Here is a 15,154-nt window from a genome sequence, read left to right on the forward strand (position 1 = left end):
GGTCGTCGCGAGAGACAAGGAACAAGAAGTTGCTGATCGCACAACGCCCCACCCTGACCGAAGAGGTCGTCGACGAGTACCGCTCGCGGTTCGTGATCGAGCCGCTGGAGCCGGGCTTCGGTTACACCCTCGGGAACTCGATCCGCCGGACCCTGCTGTCGTCCATCCCGGGCGCGGCCGTCACCAGCATCAAGATCGACGGTGTCCTGCACGAGTTCTCGACCGTTGCCGGGGTCAAGGAAGACGCCACCCAGCTGATCCTGAACCTGAAGGACCTGGTCGTCTCCTCCGAGCACGACGAGCCGGTCACCATGTACCTGCGCAAGCAGGGCCCCGGTGACGTGACGGCCGCCGACATCGCGCCGCCGGCCGGTGTCGAGGTGCACAACCCGGACCTGAAGATCGCCACCCTGAACGAGAAGGGCCGGCTCGAGATGGAGCTGGTCGTCGAGCGCGGTCGTGGCTACGTCTCCGCGGTCCAGAACAAGTCCGCCGACGCCGAGATCGGCCGGATGCCGGTCGACTCGATCTACTCGCCGGTCATGAAGGTGACCTACAAGGTCGAGGCCACCCGTGTCGAGCAGCGCACCGACTTCGACCGCCTCGTGGTCGACGTCGAGACCAAGCAGTCGATGCTGCCCCGCGACGCCGTCGCGTCGGCCGGTAAGACCCTGGTCGAGCTGTTCGGTCTGGCTCGCGAGCTGAACGTCGAGGCCGAGGGCATCGACATCGGCCCGTCGCCGGTGGACGAGCAGATGGCCGCGGACCTGGCGCTGCCGGTCGAGGACCTGCAGCTGACCGTCCGGTCCTACAACTGCCTGAAGCGCGAGGGCATCCACACCGTGGGTGAGCTGATCTCGCGCAGCGAGCAGGACCTGCTGGACATCCGGAACTTCGGCTCCAAGTCGATCGACGAGGTCAAGCTGAAGCTGGCCGAGATGGGCCTGTCGCTGAAGGACTCCCCGCCCGGGTTCGACCTGCGCGCCGCGTCCGGTGCCTACGGCAACGAGGCGGACGACGAGGACGAGAGCTTCGCCGAGACCGAGCAGTACTGAGCTGACCAAGGCCCGTCGGGCCCGCAACCCCAACGGCTCGACGAGCCTTAGATTCCTGGAGTTATGAGATGCCAACCCCCACCAAGGGTGCTCGCCTGGGCGGCAGCCCGGCGCACGAGAAGCTGATCCTCAGCAACCTCGCGACGTCGCTGTTCGAGCACGGCGCGATCACCACCACCGCGGCCAAGGCCAAGCGCCTGCAGCCGCTGGCGGAGCAGATGATCACCAAGGCCAAGCGTGGTGACCTGAACTCGCGCCGCCAGGTGATGAAGCGGATCAAGGACAAGAGCGTCGTGCACGTGCTCTTCACCGAGATCGGCGAGCGGTACGCCGACCGTCCGGGTGGCTACACCCGGATCACCAAGCTCGGCCCGCGCAAGGGCGACAACGCCCCGATGGTGAAGATCGAGCTGGTCGAGGCGCTGGCCGATTCGCCCAAGGCGAAGAAGACCGCCGCCAAGAAGGCCCCGGCGAAGAAGGCTGCCGCGGCCGAGACCAAGGTCGAGGACAAGGTCGAGGACGCGCCGGTCCAGGACGTCGTGGCCGGCAAGTTCGAGAACTCGGCCGCCCCGACCGCCGACGGCTCCGCGCCCGAGGGCTTCACGATCAAGGGCAACGAGGACTCGATGAAGTACCACACCACCGAGTCCCCGTGGTACGACCAGACGGTCGCCGAGGTCTGGTTCAAGACCGAGGCCGACGCCGAGGCCGCGGGCTTCGCGAAGGCCGGCGGCTCGGACGCCGACGAGAAGTAAGTACTCGCGAGCGAGGCCCCCACACCACCCGGTGTGGGGGCCTCGTCGCGTTTCAGCGCCCGGCCGAGGGCGACTGTTTCCGGCTCTGAGCCGCCTGTGAGTGGGCGCTGTACGCCCGCTCGCCGGCGTCGGTCTGGGTGGTCTGGCCGGCCGGACCGGAGACACCCTGGCCGGTGGCGGGTTCGTCGATCGCCGGTTGCTCGACACCAGGTACGAGAACCAGGCCGTCGTCGCCCTGCGCCACCGTGAACTCGAGCTCCTCGCCGTCGCGTTGCCGGACGACGGTGCTCGGCTCTCCGGGCCGGAACGGTGCCCCCCGGACCTCGACCGAGATCCCGCCCTGGAAGTCGGCATGCCAGCGTTCCGCGCCGGCGTTGTCGGTTCCGTGGTACGAGAAGACGCCGAGGTCGTTGGTGGCCACTCTGTCGCCGGAGCGCAGCCGGAACGGCTCCGCGCCGGTGAGGTCGAGCGGCTCCGGCGCCGGCAAGGGCTCCTCGATCCGGAGCTCGCCGGACTCGTCGCGCACGATGGCCCATTCCTTGGCGTCCGGGCCCTCATCGCCATGCTCGAACAGGTACTGCCGGTCGGGCTGCATCCGTTCGGACGGCTCGCCGCCGTGGGCATTCACCCAGGTCAGCACCGGCCCGCCGTCAGTCTCGAACGCGATGGTGTGCTGCCAGGTGCCCGGCCGCTCCTCATCGCGGCCGAACTGCCAGTACTCCGAGTTCTCCCGGATTTCGATCAGATCGCCCGGGCGCGGAACAAAAGCCTCGGGTTCGCCCACTGGGGCCATGCTTGATCTCCTTAATCTTCACGTCCCCCGTGCTTTCCCGACCGTTCTCACCGTAGTCACGGCGGGGTCCACCGGGTTCCTGCGTTAGATTGCCGTGTGCGTTGGCGGATTGATCTCAGGTACGACGGGGCGGCCTTTCACGGCTGGGCCCGGCAGGACGGTCTCCGCACCGTGCAAGGTGAGCTGGAAGAAGCAGTCCGGGTCGTACTGCGGCTCTCGGAGCCCGTCACCGTCACTTGTGCCGGCCGGACCGACACGGGGGTACACTCCCGCGGTCAGGTCACTCACGTGGACGTGGAAGGCGCTGTGGACCCGCTGAGGCTCCTCAGAGGGCTGAACGGCGTGCTGCCCGAGGACGTGGCTGTCACGGCCGTCACGGCGGCTCCAGACGGTTTTGACGCCCGGTTCTCCGCGCTGGCCCGCCGGTACGTGTACCGCCTGTGCGACGACCCCGCCGGCTGGGACCCGCTGACGCGCGGACATGTCCTCCGCGTCGGCCGGCCGATGGATGTGGACCGGATGAACGCCGCAGCGGCCGGACTGCTCGGTGAGCACGACTTCGCGGCGTTCTGCAAGAAGCGGGAAGGCGCCAGCACAGTGCGGGCGCTTCTGGAGTTCTCCTGGCAGCGGACCGGTGTCGGGCGGTTGGAGGGCACTGTGATCGCAGATGCCTTCTGTCACTCGATGGTGCGGGCTCTGGTGGGATCGATGATCCCGGTGGGCGACGGACGGCGTGATGTCGAGTGGCCGACCGCCGTACTGGCTGGGAAGGTGCGGCACTCGGCGGTGTCGGTGCTGCCGGCGCACGGCCTCACACTGGAGGAAGTGCGGTACCCCGCGGACGATGAGCTGGCCGCACGGGCGTTGCAGGCCCGTCAGGTCAGGGGAGAGGTGCACCAGCGTGGCTGACCACTACTTCTCCGCGGAGCCCGGCTCTGCGGACGTACGCCGTACCGTGGAAGCCCGGATCTGGGGACGCGAGTACACGTTCATTACAGCGACCGGCGTCTTCTCCCGAGACCGCCTGGACATCGGTACGGCGGTGTTCCTGCGCTCGATCGACCCGCCCAAGAGCTCCGGGACCTTCCTCGACCTGGGCACCGGCTACGGCCCGATCGCGTGTGCGCTGGCCGTCGAGGCACCGGACGCGACCGTCTGGGCGGTCGACGTGAACACGCGGGCGCTGGAGCTCACCGCCGAGAACGCCAAGGCGGCCGGTGTCGCGGACCGCGTGCACCCGGCGCTGCCGGACGACGTACCCGACGATCTGCGGTTCGACGCGATCTGGTCGAACCCGGCCATCCACATCGGCAAACCCGAACTGCACAAGATGCTGCTCCGCTGGCTGCAACGCCTCGCTCCCGATGGCGTGGCCTGGTTCGTCGTCGGCAAGAACCTCGGCGGCGACTCCCTCCAGCGCTGGATGACCGAACAGGGCTACCCCTGCGAACGCGTCGCCAGCGCCAAGGGCTTCCGGGTACTCCGCGCCACCAGGTGAGCTAGCTGTACAGCTAGCCGCGGCCGCCGAGGCCGTTGCGGGAGTTCCCGTTGTCGGGCTGGTGGGTCCGTGCGTCGGTCGAGGTCTGGCCAACGGCCTGGCCTGGCCGCAGTGGCGTCTGGCCCGAGGTTGCCGCGGCGAACTGCCGTCGCGTGACGTCGTCGGCCGCACCCTTTCCGCTGAAGGGTTTCCGGGCCTTGTCGACGCTCGCAACGGTCTTCCCGCTCAGCGATTCCCCGCTCGTCTTCAGGCTCCACGCGTGCAGCTTGCCGGCGCCTTTGGCATCGGCCTCGGCGGCGGTACCGACGATGCCGTGCAGGTCGTCGGCGAGGGCTCGGGTGGCGGTGCCGGTCGGGAGACCGTCGGTGTTGGCGAGCGCGAGGGCGGCCGCCTTGTCGAAGCGCTCGGCGGGCGGTGTGGTCAGCAGCCGGGAGGTGACCTCGTGCGGTTCCAGACCGGCGTGCTGTCCGGCGGTCTGCGTGAGGGTTGCCGTCACCTCCGCTACCGCGGAGTGCTGCGGTTCGCCGCCGAGTTGCGGTTCGGAGAACCCGAGCGCCGCGAACAGTTCGCCTTCGTGCTGTCGTACGAAGTCCTGCCGGAGCTGTTCGTCGAAGGCCCGGTCGGCGGCGTTGTCCGGTACCGAACCGGGCGCCTCCGGGTTGCAGAGCTGAGCGGCGTGGGACGCGACGATCCCGACGGCCTCGCGGACCTCGGGAGTCGGCGGCGCGGTGCGGTCCGCGGTCGCGAGGACGTCGATCACCTTCGCCCGGTCGAAGGTCAGCGAGCGATCCGTCCCGGCGTACCCGACCACACCTGCGGCGGGCGGGGCGGTCGATTCCCGCAGTTCGCCGCTCCAGTAGTCCGTCTTGAACTTGAGCTGGAGCGCCATCGCTCCGGCGTCGCGGCCGAGGGACGCCGTGGCTCTGCCCTGGGACAGCTCGGACTGTACGGCGGTCACGAGGTCGGCCACCTGCGCATACCCGCGCTGGTCGGTACGGATCGCGTCCCGGAACTCGCCGACGCGGGCGAACGCGCTGGAGCACCCCTCGGCGACCAGGTCTTGGCCGGTCTCCCGAGTGTTGCGCCCGTCGTCGAGGCTCGCGACGTCGCACCGGTCGAAGGTCAGCCGGAACTCGTGGGCGAGCTCTGTCTTCAACTGCGCCGTATGGTCGGCCGGAGGCTTGCGCGCCGAACCGTCCGGAAGCCGCCGCTGCAGCGGGTCGTGCTCGATCAGCTGATCGGCCAGTACGTCGAAGCGTTGCGCGGGATCGGTGCGGCGCAGCAGCTTGTCGAGCTCGTCCGGCTTCATCCCGAGCCGTTGGCCGAGTCGGCTCGTCAGCTCGCTCGCAGCGCCCTGGAACAACGGATACGGCTCGGGGTCCACCAGCCGCCCGATGCCTGGGGCCATCTGCTCCATCCGCTGCGGATCGAGGATCCGTTCGGTGCTGACCAGGTTCGCGCGGATGCCTGTGTCCAGAGCTTCCGGGGCGAAGTCCAGCGTCGGGTCGCGCGGCAGCACCTTGTCCACGTACGCGTTGCCGAAGTCGATCACAGCGTTGCGCACGGCCTGCGGGTCCGGCCGGACGATATCGCTGGGGTAGTGGGCGTCGTACTGGTTGCTGCCGAGATGCGACATCAGATCGGCTGTCCGGACGTTCAAGGTGATCGAACCGTCGGCGGACGCCTCGGTCGCGCGGCTCGGGTCGTCCCACCTGTACAGCGGTAGGCCGGAGTACCGCTCCCCGAGGATGCCGTCCAGGGCGCGGGCCCAGTCCCCAGCCAGGTTGCCGGCCCGGTCGAACCTGCTGTCGATGACCCTGCGCTCGTTCACCATCTGGTGCCGCCTTCGTCCGGTTAGGAGTCTCGAAGCGGTCAGGCTAGTCATCGGCGGGTCGACTGGCGGTCACCCATAATTGGCCCGGTGTTCCGATTGGCTGCAACGGATCGGATCTGATGGGCGTCCTGAGGGGTATGGAGGCAGCCTTGGCGGCAGCGGAGGCACGGTTGGGGCAGGTGGACTTCGAGGTCTGGGTGACCGAGAAGGCCGATGCCCTGTTGCGGTTCGCCTATGTGCTGACCGGGGACGCCAACCTTGCGGAGGACGCCGTACAGGATGCGTTGACGACGGCGTGTGCACGCTGGTCGCGGGTGAGTCGTGCCGATGATCCCGAGGCCTATGTGAAGCGCATGGTGGTGAACGCGCACATCTCCTGGTGGCGGAGGTTCCGGCGACGCGAGGCGCCGGTGGACGACCCGGTCCGCACGGCGAACGCGGTTGGGGACGGTACGGCGTCCCGCGCCGAGGCCGACGCCATCTGGGCGCTCTGCGCGACGCTGCCGGACAAACAGCGAGCAGCCGTCGTACTGCGCTTCTACGAGGAGCTCTCGTACGCCGAGATCGCGCAGCTGCTGCACTGCGCGGATGCGACCGCCCGGTCGCACGTGCACCGCGCACTGGCGGCTTTGAAGACCACACTGAGCACGGAAGGAGCCGAGGATGCCTGAGCACGACCCTGAGCAGGAGCTCGGCCCGAAGCTCACGTCAGCCCTTCACAATCAGGCCGACACCCAGACCGGCCTCCAGAAGACCCGACTGGCCAGTGAGGCCCGCCGCCGCGTCCACCGGCGCCGGCAAGCCTGGTCAATGGCCGCAGGGGCTGTGCTGGTGGTTGCAGCTGTCGGTGGCGTCTGGGGTCTGCTCGGCGGCGAGTCGCCGGTCGCGACGAGCAAGAGCGACTCCGCCGGTCAGGGTGAGGGCGTGGCTGGTCCCAACCGATCCACACAAGGCGTTGTGTCGCCGAAGGCCGCGGCCGGTTGCCCGGTCGACCACCCGATCCTCAAGGCCAGCGGGCCGCACGACCTACCGGCCGGCACGGGACTCGACCTGAACACACCAGTGACCGGCCTCCGCGCGTGCCGCTACGGCTTCGCCGAAGGTGGCACGGGTCTGCTCGGCCAGGAGTCGTACGACGCCACCGTCGCGCAGCAGATCGTCGACGCGATCAAGGTGCTCCCGGAGCGGAACTCGGCACTGCCCGTCTTCAAGTGCGCACCGCAGACCGCGAAGCCCTCGGAAGCCATCGTGCTCCGCTTCAGCACCGCCTCCGGCGTCCGCGAGATCTGGGTCGAGTACGACGGCTGTGCGGACTCCGGCTTCTTCTCCGGCACCCACCCGTACGGCCTGTTCGCCGCACCGCTGAAACTGTTCATGACCGGCTCGGTCCGCCCCTCCGGCGGTACCTACCTGAACGCGCTGAAGGGCTGGTAGCTCACTCGACTCCGTGGCGTCCTGCTCGTAGAGCTCACCGATCCGCTGCAGTGTCTGCTCCAGTCGCTGTTCCGGGCCTGACCCGATGCAGTCGACAGCATTGCCTCGGCGTACAGCCGTTGCGCCTCCTTGGCCGAGGGTCGTCTACCGAGCCGCTCCACCGGTGTCGCGCGGCGAGGCCGCACGCCAGGGCTGTGTCGGCTGGGTTGCCGCCGCTCCGGCCCCGGCCCCACCACTCCCTCGCCCGGACTGGGCGCCGGTGTCCAGGAACTGCCGCAGGTGTGCTGTCTCCAGATCGATGGACGGCCTGCCGTAGAACGCCTCGATGCGCTGCACCTGCGCGCGCTGCTGCGCCGACATCGGCATCCGCGGCGGGTTGGCGTACGGCATCTGTACCCCCACGGTGTCGGACCCCGGCACCGCCTTGTCCATGCCGATGTCGCGGATGATCGGGTCGGTGAGCCGGGCGGCGTTGCTGTCCGAGAGCCCTTCCCGCACCGCCACGCACTCCTCGGAGAACCTGCCGACGGCGTCGGGTGCGTCTTCGTCGCCTGCCTCGTGCTGGTGGTGGTCGGTCTCGTGGACCACCACCATGGCGCCGATGTGGGCCGCACCTCTCGTCTGGAGGTCCGGGGGCCCGCTCGCGTCGTACGCCTCCATCACGGGGTCGAGCACCTGGTACCGGCTGATCGTCATCGGGCCGTTGTACTCCGCCGACGCCGCGATGCCCGAGTGCTCGTCGTACAGCCGCCTGTTCCAGGTCGATGCTCTGCCGGTCCGGTGCTCGACCGCGGCCACGACCCTCGCGACCCACTGGTACTCGCGGGTGTCCGGCCTGATCTCGAGTCCTCGCAGGCTGGTCGGCACCGGTTGACGATAACGGTTCGCACGGGTCGGGGGAGTGTTGTCAGACTGGGGGGATGGGTCACGTGGATGTCGCCGGTGTCGGGTTCGAGCTGCCGGACGGGCGGGTGTTGCTGGACGACGTCACGTTCCGGGTCGGTGACGGGGCGAAGGTCGCGCTGGTGGGGGCTAACGGGTCCGGCAAGACGACGCTGACCAGGATCATCGCGGGTGACCTGAAGGCGCACAGCGGGAGCATCTCGCGGTCCGGCGGGCTCGGGGTGATGCGGCAGTTCGTCGGCTCCGTGCGGGACTCGTCGACCGTGCGGGACCTCCTGCTGGGGGTGGCGCCGGTGGGGATCCAGGAGGCCGCGGCGAAGCTCGACAAGGCCGAGCTGGCGATGATGGAGGCCGACGACGAGAAGACCCAGCTCAAGTACGCGCAGGCGGTGGCGGACTGGGGCGAGGTCGGTGGGTACGACGCCGAGGTGCTGTGGGACGTCTGTACGACCGCCGCGCTCGGCGTACCGTTCGACCGCTGTCGCTGGCGTGAGGTGAAGACGCTGTCCGGTGGTGAGCAGAAACGTCTCGTGCTGGAGGCGCTGCTGCGGGGACCGGACGAGGTGCTGATGCTGGACGAGCCGGACAACTACCTCGACGTACCGGGGAAGCGGTGGCTCGAGGAGCAGCTGCGTAGTACCGACAAGACCGTGCTGTACATCAGTCACGACCGGGAGCTGCTGGCCAACACCGCGACCCGGATCGTCACCGTCGAGCTGGGGGCGGCGGGGAACACCGCGTGGACGCATGGCGGCGGCTTCGCGACGTACCACGAGGCTCGGCGGGACCGGTTCGAGCGGTTCGAGGAGCTGCGCAGGCGCTGGGACGAGGAGCACGCGAAGCTCCGGGCCCAGATGCTGATGTACAAGCAGAAGGCGGCGTACAACTCCGACATGGCGTCGCGCTACCGGGCCGCGCAGACCCGGCTGCGCAAGTTCGAGGAGGCGGGGCCGCCGCAGGCGATCCCGCGCGAGCAGAAGGTCAAGATGCGGCTCACCGGCGGCCGCACCGGCAAGCGGGCCGTCGTCTGCACGGAGCTCGAGCTGACCGGCCTCATGAAGCCCTTCGGCCTGGAGGTCTGGTACGGCGAACGTGTCGCCGTCCTGGGGTCGAACGGGTCCGGGAAATCGCACTTCCTGCGGCTGCTCGCCAACGGTGGCTCGGATCCCGACGTGGAGCATCAGCCGGTCGGCGACGTCCAGATCGCGCCGGTGGCGCACACCGGCAACGTGAAGCTCGGTGCGCGAGTGCGGCCCGGTTGGTTCGCGCAGACGCACGAGCACCCGGAGCTGGTCGGCCGGACGCTGCTGGAGATCCTGCACCGCGGTGACGACCACCGGGAGGGCATGGGGCGCGAGCTGGCGTCGCGGAAGCTGGACCGGTACGAGCTGGCGCATGCGGCCGAGCAGACATTCGACAGCCTGTCCGGCGGTCAGCAGGCCCGTTTCCAGATCCTGCTGCTGGAGCTGTCCGGTGCGACCCTGCTGCTCCTCGACGAGCCCACTGACAACCTGGACGTGGAGTCGGCGGAGGCGCTGGAGGAGGGGCTCGACTCCTTCGACGGCACTGTGCTCGCGGTGACCCACGACCGCTGGTTCGCCCGGGGCTTCGACCGCTTCCTGGTCTTCGGGTCCGACGGCTCGGTTTACGAGCCCGACGAACCGGTCTGGGACGAAGGTCGCGTCGAGCGCGCTCGCTGACCTTAGAGTTCTCCCACACCGTGGAGGGGGAACTCCAATGACAGACGACCTGGCTGCTCGCTGGGCGAACACCGTCGTACCGAGCTGGATCTACCGCTGGCTGATGCCGGCAGCCTGGATCGGCGCACTCGTGGTGTCGATCGTGTCCGACACCGGGACCGGCCTGTGCTCGCCTGACGACCCGTCGATCTGCGGGCCGGATCCGAGCTTCGCGATCGCGATGGTCGCCTGTTCCGCGTGACCGTCCGGCTGCTCGTCGCCGGCGCTTTGGTCCTGGTCGGTGCTGCTGCGCTCGTCGCCATGCACTGGGAGGAGCAGCGGGAGAGCGAGCATCTCCGGCGAGCGATCGAGCAGACCGGAGTCGTGGAAGGGATGACGGACGACGAGGACCTCATCCTCCGGCTGCCCGACGGCACCAAGCGGACTGTCGGCATGCTGGACGACTACGACACCGGCGCCCACATCCCGGTGCTGGTGGACCCGACCGACGCGGACTGGATCCGTCCCCGCGCCGAACCAGCCGACTTCACCGACTGGTACACAGCGGCCGGTGGAGCGTGGGTGCTGGCCCTCCTGTTCACCGCCCGGGACCTGCGGCGCCGGCGGGCCCGTCCGCGCCGGTCCTGGACGGCGCACGGCCTGCCGGTCCGGATCGAGCCGGACTCCTCCACGGCCTTCGCGATCTGGTCCGTCGACGATGCGGTCCTGCTCGGCTTTCTCGTCGCCGAGGTGGACGACGAGGAGACCGACGCCCGGTTGTACGACGCCTTCGACGTACTCGACGAGGACCACGCACCGGCCGCGCTGAAACGGCAGTGGGTGCAGACGTTGCGGCGCTACCGTGGCGACGCGCTGCTGGTCGGTGACTTGGTCGAGGGGAGCTGGCCGTCGATCGTGGTCGGCGATCAGGTGCTCCGCCCGGTCGCTCCGTTCCGCGCGCCGCGCAGGTTGCCGTGGCGAGTGGAGTCGGTGTCCAGCCAGCTCCGTCAGGTCGACGCCGAGGTACCTCGCTACTCGGCTCCTGCCGTGACGGTCGAGCCGGCGCTGGCGATGCCGACGCTGCCCTGGGAAGTCCCGCTGCGGGCCCGCCCGTGGTGGGAACGACCCGCGTTGGTCGCCCTCCCGATCGTCGCGCCGATCGTGGTCGGAGCAGTGGCGATCTTCGGCGACTGGGTCACCGCCGCCGCGATCGCTGTGATCGGGGGCCACGCGCTCCACGCGCTGGGTACCCGGACCTTCTACCGGGTGATCGCGACCGCCGGCGAGGTCCGGATCCGGCACGGCTGGCACGAGCACGCGACGCCTTGGCGATCCGTCGGTTCCGTCGCGATCGACCAGGACCGGCTGAACCTCGAGACCGGTGACGACTGGCACGTCATCGCCGGCATCGAGCCGAACCACCTGATGACGACGGCCTCGGTGTTCGAGACCCTGCGCCTGCGGGGCCGCACCGGCTTACCGCCGGCTGACGTCAACCGTCGGCTTGCGCCCAGCGCGCTGCTCGTCGGCGCCTACGTGCTCGTCTGCGCGCTGATCCTCGTGCTGACCTTCTAGGGCGCCACGCACCAGCCGTCACGGTACGCCGCCCAGTGCTCAGGAGTCGCGGCGAAGTCGACGTACAGCGCCAGACCGAAGTTCTGGCGCTTGGAGTCGCCCAGACCGAGCCGTGCGCCGCGGACCGCCGCGCTGACGGTTTCAGCATCCCCCCAGTGCGCCGCGTTGTTCTCCCAGTACGCTGGAAGCCCCATCAGCAGGTCCGTCGTCGGGGGAGTGACCTCCAGCGCGAGCTTGGTCTGCTTGGCGACGTAACCGCCGTACAAGGACTCCAGCGGCATGGCGGTGTCGTAGGACATGATCGCGATCTGGTTGACACGTTCGGCGACCTGGCGGAAGTAGTCCTGTGACCACCACTTCTCGACCGGGATGAGGTGCAGGTACCAGAGCGGGTCGATCTGCGCCGACGCGACCGACAGCGTCGTACCCAGTGCCCGGGTCTCGTCCAGGACCGCGAGATAGCCCTTGGAGCCCGACTGCACCGGCTCGAAGTCGTAGTGGATGCCCTGGAATCCCTGCTGCAGTACGGCGGACGCCGACGCCACCACACGCTGCCGAACTTGAGCGTCGTCGAGATTCATACCCGGGTTCTTATCCGGCTGTACGACGTCACCGAGCCAGGCCTGCACCCGGACAGCGGGCGCCGCGGCGTGGACCGCGTCGACGAACCACTTGGCCTTCGGCGACACCTTTGCCAGCGGCAACGACCCGTCGTGCTCCAGCGGGCCGGTGTGGACGTACAGGTCGCGGATGCCGGTGCCCTGCAGCTGCTTGGCGAGTGCCGTGACGTCGGCCTGCGTCTTCCGCCCGTCGACCCACGCGTGGCCGAGCCACAACGCGTCCTGGTTCCGCGTGCGGGCTGTCGCGGACGGATCACCGGCGTACTGCAGACGCAGGGAGATCGCGAAGACCGTGACCGGGGCCACCAGGAGCAGCACCACGACCAGGGCGGCGATCGTGAGGCGCCGCTTCACGATCGCGGCTTCAAACCGTCGTAGATCAGGGCGAGCATCCGGTCCCGTAGTTCCGGCTCCAGGTTGGCCGCGGTCGCGCCGCGGGACGCGCCGATCAGCAGCGCGTACACCTCGGGCATCCCCGCGTCCGCCCGGACCGCGCCGGACCGCTGTGCCGCGGTGAGCAGGCCGGCGATCGCCTCCCGCATGCCACGCCCCGCCTCGCGTGCGCTCTCGCCGGCCGCCACGCCCGCCGCGGTCAGTGCCTCGCCGATCGCCAGCTTCGACGCGGACTCCGACACCACCTGGGTGAAGAACGCGTAGAACGCCGCCCCCGGATCGGCGCTGCCGGTCAGCTCCAGCGCACGGTCGCGCAGCCGCTCCAGCCGCAGCGTCAGGACCGCCTCGAGCAGGTCGGTCTTGGTCGGGAAGTGCCGGAACACCGTCGCGATCCCGACCCCCGCCAGCTTCGCCACGTCGTCGGTGGACGCCAACGGCGACCGCCCGAAGACGTCATCCGCCGCGGTCATGATCCTGGCCCGGTTGTCCCGTGCGTCGGCTCGCACCCCAACTCCCCTCCGTCGATCTCAGCCTAGAAGACGCCCGGACCGGCCAACCAGTTGTAAACGAAGTCAAGACTCCATATATTCGATAGTCATCACTCCGTTTAACTCCGAGGTGGGGAATCGTCATGACTCCTGAAGAGGTCTTCCGCAAGCTCGTCCACGGTGTCGCCGACCGGGACTTCGCGCTGCTGCCGGAGCTGTACGCCGAGCAGACCGACGTACGGCACCCGATGAACCCGTACGGCGACCATCCGCTGCTCAGCCGGGACGCGCTCCGCGAGCACTTCGGCGGCGTCGGGCCGCAGGTCACCGAGGTGGTGAAGTTCCAGCCGGACAACATCCGGGTCCACCGGACGGCCGACCCGGAGGTGATCGTCGCCGAGTTCGAGTACGCCGGCACGACCCTGGCGACCGGTGAGCCGTTCCGGACCCCGGCAATCTTCGTCCTCCGGGTCCGCGACGGGCTGATCGTCGAGTCGCGCGACTACATCGACCACCTGGCGATGATCCGGGCCCGCGGACAGGTCGACCAGCTCGTCGCGCACCTGACGGAACCGGCAGGCACCCCGGCCGCGTCGTAGTCGGCAGAGGCGCCGAACGGCCCCGGACCGCGACCCAGATCGTCCGCCCGGGGCCGTTTCCAATCCTCAGGTGATCACGCCGCCCTTGGCGCGGCAGGTGTCGCGGATGTGCCAGAAGTTCGCGAGGTACTCGTCGTGCACGGTGCGGCCCATCACCCGGACCATCGACTCGTCAGCCTGCCGAAGTGCGGAGTACGAGAAGTTGTGGCTGCCGGTGAAGACTCGCGGCACGATGTCGTCGTCGTACCCGCCGTCGATCAGCAGGTACTTCGAGTGCACGCGGATGTCGATGCCTGGGGCAAGGTTGTAGTTGCACCGAGTGATCTGCACCGGGGCGGACTTCAACGCCGACATCACCGCGTCGTTGGCGTTCGTGAGGACGACGTCCACCCAGCAGCCGTCCTTGCGCAGTTGGGCCAGTCGTTGCGCGATCGCCGGCCGGTTGAAGTCCCACATCGCGACCCGGACGTCGGTCTGGTGGTGTGAGCCGTCGGGTTCGGTGTACGTGCAGCGCACCGAGCCGAGCGAGTTGTAGACGGTGTCCGTCGCCGGGTCGTCGAACGGCTGGCCGGCCCGTTCCTGCCGCGGGAAGAAGAAGACGCGGTAGTCCGTCCCGCTGCCGGAATCCTTGTAATAGTTGTTGTTTCCGGCCGGCACCGAACGGTAGGAACGCAGATCGGCGAAGTACGTCCGGTAGGCGCCGTACGTCTTCGGGTCCGAGTAGGTGAGGGCGTTGTTGTACGCCTCGTTCTGGTCCCAGATGCCGAGGTTCGCCGACGCCTGGTAGACCACTGAGCCGACCTCGGTCCCGTTGCTCTGCTTGATCTTCGAGAACGTGAAGAACTTGTTGTGGTTGTACGGCGTGACGGGCCCGTCCGACCACTGCTTCACCCGAGTGGCGATGCAGCCGCGGATCGTCCCGGCCGGTGACTTGTCCGCACAGTCCACGACGTACGACGGCTTGTCGTCGGCCGATCCGAGCGCGGTGCGGAGCCGTTTCGTGGCGGCCGTCGTGGCGGACTTCTGGTCGACGATCAGCTTGATCAGCACGCCGCGGTCGTGGGCGGCGATCAACCGGTCGACGATGTCCGGATCGGTCGCGGTGTCGGCGGTGTCCGGTGGATCGAAACCGAAGAACGATCCCTGGATCTCTTCACCGGCCGGGACCCGGTCGATGAGTCCGGCCAGCTGGACCTGGATGGTGTTCTGCTGCGTGGTCGACCCGGCCGGATCGTTGAACACCGCGTGCCCGATGACCGGATCCGGTACGCCGGCCGCGGCCGGAGCAACCGTCGACGCGGCCAGCAGCACGAGCGGCGCGAGCAGGGCATGAAGCATCAGGACCTCCTGTGGGGCGATCAGAAGGATGTTCACTACTCAAGCCATACTGCCGGAAATTTTCCTCCGAGAACAGCAACGGCCCCCGACCGGATGGCGGTTTCAAGGGGTCGTCGCAACACCGCCTTGGGTTCTAGGTGGTGAGTAGATCACGCAAACGCTCGGCTGGGGTGTCCCAGTCGAGCGTTTT

The 15,154-nt window shown here is 68.8% G+C and carries 16 protein-coding genes; 10 read left to right on the forward strand and 6 right to left on the reverse strand.

What is annotated here, in order from left to right:
* The first annotated feature begins 29 nt into the window (after positions 1 to 29).
* Positions 30 to 1,055 carry a DNA-directed RNA polymerase subunit alpha gene (locus AC0662_RS41250; RefSeq protein WP_452201326.1) on the forward strand — a complete coding sequence of 342 codons (1,026 nt, stop codon included), beginning with the start codon at positions 30 to 32 and terminating at the stop codon, positions 1,053 to 1,055.
* Positions 1,056 to 1,123: 68 nt separating this feature from the next.
* Positions 1,124 to 1,810, forward strand: coding sequence for a 50S ribosomal protein L17, sunset domain variant (rplQ, locus tag AC0662_RS41255; protein WP_478307459.1), 687 nt, complete (start codon positions 1,124 to 1,126; stop codon positions 1,808 to 1,810).
* 52 nt (positions 1,811 to 1,862) lie between these two features.
* On the opposite strand, the gene AC0662_RS41260 is transcribed toward rplQ, so the two are convergent.
* Positions 1,863 to 2,603 carry a hypothetical protein gene (locus AC0662_RS41260; RefSeq protein WP_478307461.1) on the reverse strand — a complete coding sequence of 247 codons (741 nt, stop codon included), beginning with the start codon at positions 2,601 to 2,603 and terminating at the stop codon, positions 1,863 to 1,865.
* A gap of 96 nt (positions 2,604 to 2,699) precedes the next feature.
* Here AC0662_RS41260 and truA point away from each other — a divergent pair, with 96 nt between their 5' ends.
* Together truA and AC0662_RS41270 are read left to right on the forward strand one after the other, a co-directional pair.
* Complete coding sequence (gene truA, locus AC0662_RS41265) at positions 2,700 to 3,512, forward strand: tRNA pseudouridine(38-40) synthase TruA (protein WP_478307463.1); 813 nt, start codon at positions 2,700 to 2,702, stop codon at positions 3,510 to 3,512.
* On the forward strand, positions 3,505 to 4,101 hold the full coding sequence (locus tag AC0662_RS41270) for a class I SAM-dependent methyltransferase (protein WP_452203128.1): 597 nt from the start codon (positions 3,505 to 3,507) through the stop codon (positions 4,099 to 4,101). Before truA ends, AC0662_RS41270 begins: the two co-directional genes overlap by 8 nt.
* 13 nt (positions 4,102 to 4,114) lie before the next feature.
* On the opposite strand, the gene AC0662_RS41275 is transcribed toward AC0662_RS41270, so the two are convergent.
* The gene (locus AC0662_RS41275) at positions 4,115 to 5,935 is read right to left on the reverse strand and encodes a hypothetical protein (RefSeq protein WP_478307466.1); all 1,821 of its coding nucleotides are present in this window, start codon (positions 5,933 to 5,935) and stop codon (positions 4,115 to 4,117) included.
* Between the two features lie 119 nt (positions 5,936 to 6,054).
* Here AC0662_RS41275 and AC0662_RS41280 point away from each other — a divergent pair, with 119 nt between their 5' ends.
* Together AC0662_RS41280 and AC0662_RS41285 are read left to right on the forward strand one after the other, a co-directional pair.
* Positions 6,055 to 6,606: a SigE family RNA polymerase sigma factor gene (locus tag AC0662_RS41280; RefSeq protein ID WP_478307468.1), complete on the forward strand. Its 552-nt coding sequence runs from the start codon at positions 6,055 to 6,057 to the stop codon at positions 6,604 to 6,606.
* The gene (locus AC0662_RS41285) at positions 6,599 to 7,369 is read left to right on the forward strand and encodes a hypothetical protein (protein ID WP_452203122.1); all 771 of its coding nucleotides are present in this window, start codon (positions 6,599 to 6,601) and stop codon (positions 7,367 to 7,369) included. The genes AC0662_RS41280 and AC0662_RS41285 overlap by 8 nt, the downstream gene beginning before the upstream one ends.
* A 144-nt stretch (positions 7,370 to 7,513) precedes the next feature.
* Here the strand turns inward: AC0662_RS41285 and AC0662_RS41290 are convergent, their stop codons facing one another.
* Positions 7,514 to 8,236: a hypothetical protein gene (locus AC0662_RS41290; RefSeq protein WP_478307470.1), complete on the reverse strand. Its 723-nt coding sequence runs from the start codon at positions 8,234 to 8,236 to the stop codon at positions 7,514 to 7,516.
* Between the two features lie 53 nt (positions 8,237 to 8,289).
* On the opposite strand from AC0662_RS41290, the gene AC0662_RS41295 reads away from it, so the two are divergent.
* The 3 genes from AC0662_RS41295 to AC0662_RS41305 are packed head-to-tail and all read left to right on the forward strand — an operon-like array spanning position 8,290 to position 11,526.
* Positions 8,290 to 9,972: an ABC-F family ATP-binding cassette domain-containing protein gene (locus AC0662_RS41295; RefSeq protein WP_478307472.1), complete on the forward strand. Its 1,683-nt coding sequence runs from the start codon at positions 8,290 to 8,292 to the stop codon at positions 9,970 to 9,972.
* Positions 9,973 to 10,009: 37 nt separating this feature from the next.
* Positions 10,010 to 10,213: a hypothetical protein gene (locus AC0662_RS41300; RefSeq protein ID WP_478307474.1), complete on the forward strand. Its 204-nt coding sequence runs from the start codon at positions 10,010 to 10,012 to the stop codon at positions 10,211 to 10,213.
* On the forward strand, positions 10,210 to 11,526 hold the full coding sequence (locus tag AC0662_RS41305; protein WP_478307476.1) for a hypothetical protein: 1,317 nt from the start codon (positions 10,210 to 10,212) through the stop codon (positions 11,524 to 11,526). Before AC0662_RS41300 ends, AC0662_RS41305 begins: the two co-directional genes overlap by 4 nt.
* Here the strand turns inward: AC0662_RS41305 and AC0662_RS41310 are convergent.
* The gene (locus AC0662_RS41310; protein WP_478307478.1) at positions 11,523 to 12,500 is read right to left on the reverse strand and encodes a glycoside hydrolase family 18 protein; all 978 of its coding nucleotides are present in this window, start codon (positions 12,498 to 12,500) and stop codon (positions 11,523 to 11,525) included. The genes AC0662_RS41305 and AC0662_RS41310 overlap by 4 nt on opposite strands.
* Positions 12,497 to 13,045, reverse strand: a complete 549-nt coding sequence (locus AC0662_RS41315) for a TetR/AcrR family transcriptional regulator (RefSeq protein WP_478307480.1) — start codon at positions 13,043 to 13,045, stop codon at positions 12,497 to 12,499. Before AC0662_RS41315 ends, AC0662_RS41310 begins: the two co-directional genes overlap by 4 nt.
* A 125-nt stretch (positions 13,046 to 13,170) precedes the next feature.
* Here AC0662_RS41315 and AC0662_RS41320 point away from each other — a divergent pair, with 125 nt between their 5' ends.
* Positions 13,171 to 13,626, forward strand: a complete 456-nt coding sequence (locus tag AC0662_RS41320; RefSeq protein WP_452203108.1) for a nuclear transport factor 2 family protein — start codon at positions 13,171 to 13,173, stop codon at positions 13,624 to 13,626.
* A 66-nt stretch (positions 13,627 to 13,692) separates the two neighbouring features.
* On the opposite strand, the gene AC0662_RS41325 is transcribed toward AC0662_RS41320, so the two are convergent.
* Complete coding sequence (locus AC0662_RS41325) at positions 13,693 to 14,964, reverse strand: phospholipase D-like domain-containing protein (protein WP_478307482.1); 1,272 nt, start codon at positions 14,962 to 14,964, stop codon at positions 13,693 to 13,695.
* Positions 14,965 to 15,154 lie beyond the last annotated feature (190 nt).

This window comes from Kribbella sp. NPDC043289, assembly GCF_056436705.1.